This window comes from Mesorhizobium sp. M4A.F.Ca.ET.050.02.1.1 (assembly GCF_003997725.1).
Classification (GTDB): domain Bacteria; phylum Pseudomonadota; class Alphaproteobacteria; order Rhizobiales; family Rhizobiaceae; genus Mesorhizobium.
Genome location: NZ_RZSG01000724.1, coordinates 1 through 3,071, shown reverse-complemented (window position 1 = coordinate 3,071; position 3,071 = coordinate 1). Strand labels below are relative to the sequence as shown.

5 protein-coding genes are annotated in these 3,071 nt (G+C 61.8%); 2 read left to right on the top strand and 3 right to left on the bottom strand.

Translation table 11 applies throughout. From position 1 onward, the window contains the following. Together pth and EOA33_RS30050 are read right to left on the bottom strand one after the other, a co-directional pair. Positions 1-308: aminoacyl-tRNA hydrolase (gene pth / locus EOA33_RS30055; protein ID WP_145989352.1), on the bottom strand; the 308-nt coding region annotated here is incomplete at its 3' end. 21 nt (positions 309-329) lie between these two features. Beyond that, positions 330-971 (bottom strand): 50S ribosomal protein L25/general stress protein Ctc, encoded by a 642-nt coding sequence (locus tag EOA33_RS30050; protein ID WP_126058680.1) that lies wholly within the window; start codon positions 969-971, stop codon positions 330-332. 352 nt (positions 972-1,323) lie between these two features. Between EOA33_RS30050 and EOA33_RS30045 the strand changes: the two genes are divergently transcribed. Continuing rightward, positions 1,324-1,995, top strand: coding sequence for a glutathione S-transferase family protein (locus EOA33_RS30045; RefSeq protein WP_126058681.1), 672 nt, complete (start codon positions 1,324-1,326; stop codon positions 1,993-1,995). On the opposite strand, the gene EOA33_RS30040 is transcribed toward EOA33_RS30045, so the two are convergent. Continuing rightward, positions 1,959-2,417, bottom strand: a complete 459-nt coding sequence (locus EOA33_RS30040; protein ID WP_126059384.1) for a MarR family transcriptional regulator — start codon at positions 2,415-2,417, stop codon at positions 1,959-1,961. The two genes, EOA33_RS30045 and EOA33_RS30040, sit on opposite strands and share 37 nt — an antisense overlap. Positions 2,418-2,570: 153 nt before the next feature. Between EOA33_RS30040 and EOA33_RS30035 the strand changes: the two genes are divergently transcribed. Then, positions 2,571-3,071: alpha/beta hydrolase (locus EOA33_RS30035; protein WP_145989351.1), on the top strand; the 501-nt coding region annotated here is incomplete at its 3' end.

The following is a 3,071-nucleotide window of genomic DNA, read 5'->3' as shown; positions in this document are numbered from 1 at the left end:
ACGAGATCGACCTTGCCGGCGGCAAGGTCGATCTCGTCATAGAAGACGGTGAGCGCGGCAGGTTCGAGCTTGTAGAAGCGCAGCGCCTCGCCGACCGCCTGGCCGGACAGGTTCATGAAGGTCTGCGGTTTGATCAGGAGGATCTTTTCGCCGGCGAGCGTGCCTTCGGCGATCAGGCCCTGGAATTTCTTCGACCAGGGCGAAAAAGAATGGCGGCGGGCGACTGCGTCCACCGCCATGAAACCGACATTGTGCCGGTTGTTGGCATATTTCGCGCCCGGATTGCCGAGGCCTGCGAACACAAGCATCGTCGTCTCCGGGCGGGAAAATTACTTCTCTTCGGCGGCCGGAGCCGCTTCGGGCGCTGCCGCCTCGGCCGTCTCTTCCACCTCGGGCTTCATCGCCGAGGAGCCGGCAATGGTCGCGATGGTGAAGTCGCGGTCCGAGATCACCGGCTTGACGCCGGCCGGCAGCGTGACCGCCGAGATGTGGATCGAGTCGCCGATATCGGTGCCGGCGAGATCGATGGTGATGAATTCCGGGATCGCATTGGCCGGGCAGTGGAACTCGACCTCGTGACGCACGATGTTGAGCACGCCGCCACGCTTGATGCCGGGCGACTTGTCCTCGTTGATGAAGTGGACAGGCACGTCGACATTGACCTCGGTGTCCTTGCCGATGCGCAGGAAGTCGACATGGACAGGGAAATCCTTGACCGGGTCGAGCTGGAAGTCCTTGGGCAGAACCTGGATCTTGCTGCCGCCGACATCGATCGTGGCCACCGTGGTCAGGAACCCGCCGCCGTGGATCTTGTAGTAGACGTCCTTGTAGTTGAGGGCGATCGCCAGGGGAGGCTGCTTGTCGCCGTAAATCACTGCAGGCACTTTACCGTTGCGGCGAACTGCACGGGCGGACCCCTTACCGACCTGTTCGCGCGCTTCGGCCTTGAGCTCGTAAGTATCGTGGCTCATGGCATTTCCTTTCGCGTGTTGTGGAGCGTTTGCGGCAGGCAATATGCCCAGCCGAAACGTCGAAAGCCGCCAGGCCTGGATGTCCGAACGCCGGTGGCCGCCAGAAGCGGACCTTTGTTCGGGGATCACAAGGGAAGGCAGCCTTCCGCCGCGTTGCCTCCAAGGGTGTCTACGCGGGTGGCGGCTCTATAGCGGAAGGCGGGCGCAGGCGCAAGCGGTTGGTCTGGAAGGCTTTCGCGACATTTCCAATGTCGAAAGCATACAGTCAAGAATCCCGTCCGTCCGGATGTAGGATCGGGCAGGCTTCAATCGTCCTGCGGCAGTTGTCTCAACCAATCCGTGAGGATCCGATATGAAACTCCTGTTCAGCCGCAATCCCAATCCTCGCCTTGGAGTCGCGACGGCACGCCATCTCAAGGCGGACGTTACGTTCGAATTCGCCTCACCCATGGTATCGGGGCAGGCCGAGCGCTATCGCGTGCTCAACCCAAATCTGACCTTGCCGATACTGGTCGGCTCCGGATGGAGCCTGTGGGAAGCCGACGCCATCGCCTGTCGGCTCTCCCGCGAGGTGGGCTCGAATTTTTGGCGCGGCGGGGACGATGAGCCGGACATGATCCGCTGGATAAGCTGGGGCAAGGAGAATTTCGCCAGAGGCTGCGACATGGTGCATTTCGAGCGCGGCACCAAGCAGCGCTGGGGGCTGGGTCCTATCGACCAGGCCCTCGTCGAGGAAGGCTTCAGGGTTTTCCACGCGGCTGCCGCCATCCTCGCCCCGGTGCTCGCGCAAAGGGAGTGGCTGGTCGGAAATTCCGTCTCCTACGCCGACTTTCGCATGGCGACGTTTCTGCCCTTCAACGATGCTGCCGGGCTACCGCTCGACGACTATCCGTCGATACGTCGCTGGTATGACCAACTCGAGGCGATCGATGCATGGCGCGATCCTTTCGCGGGTCTCGAGGCGCCGCCATTGCCGCGCGTGAAGAGTTACATTTCCAACGGTCGGCCCGGAACAGCGGTCTGATCGGCAGCCAGCGCCTCGCGCAAGGCCCAGACTTTTTGGGTGAGCGAATCGATCTCGGCCAATGTCATCCCGGAGCGCTCGATGAGCGTTTCACCCAGACAGTTGCATTGAGTGAGCAGCGCCCGGCCGGCCACGGTGAGATCGACCTGCACCTGGCGTTCGTCGGCATGGCTGCGCTGGCGGCTCACAAGACCGGCCTGCTCCATGCGCTTGACCAGAGGCGTCACGGTGCTCGATTCCAGCGCCAGCCTGCGCGCGATCGCGCCGACCGACATGCCATCTGCCTCTCCCAGGGCGTTGAGCACGAGATATTGCGGGTAGGTAATCCCCATCTCGTCGAGCATGGGCTTGTAGGTGCGGTTGATCGCCATGCTCGTGGCGTAGAGGGCGAAACAGAGCTGATTGTCCAACGGGAGAGGCACGGCGAATTCCTTTTGCCGACTGAGCATTTCTCAATGTTTACCACGAAAAATGATATCGCGATACATATTTCTTATGGACAAGGGGTTCGATCTGCGCTAACCACATTGTTGTCGCGATATTGATTATCGCGAAAATAATCAATGGAGATTGAGATGACCAAGCCCGGCAGCAGCACGATCGCCACCAAGGACGGAACCGAGATTTTCTACAAGGATTGGGGAGCCGGCCAGCCTATCGTCTTCCATCACGGCTGGCCGTTGAGCAGCGACGACTGGGACGCCCAGATGCTGTTCTTCCTTTCGAAGGGCTATCGCGTCATCGCTCATGACCGGCGCGGCCATGGCCGTTCCACCCAGACGGATACCGGCAACGAGATGGACACTTACGCCGCCGATGTCGCCGAACTCGCTGCGCATCTCGACCTCAAGAACGCCATCCATGTCGGCCATTCCACCGGCGGCGGCGAGGTGGCCCGCTACGTTGCCAAATACGGTGCTGGCGGCCGCGTCGCCAAGGCGGTGCTGATCGGCGCCGTGCCGCCGATCATGCTCAAGACCGCGGCCAATCCCGGCGGCCTGCCGATCGAGGTGTTCGACGGCTTCCGCTCCGCCCAGGCCGCCAACCGCGCCCAGTTCTTCCGCGATGTTCCGGCC

Coding starts and splice junctions, on each gene's coding strand:
- EOA33_RS30050 (WP_126058680.1), bottom strand. CDS start 971: ATGAGCCACGATACTTACGAGCTCAAGGCCGAAGCGCGCGAACAGGTC.
- EOA33_RS30045 (WP_126058681.1), top strand. CDS start 1,324: ATGAAACTCCTGTTCAGCCGCAATCCCAATCCTCGCCTTGGAGTCGCG.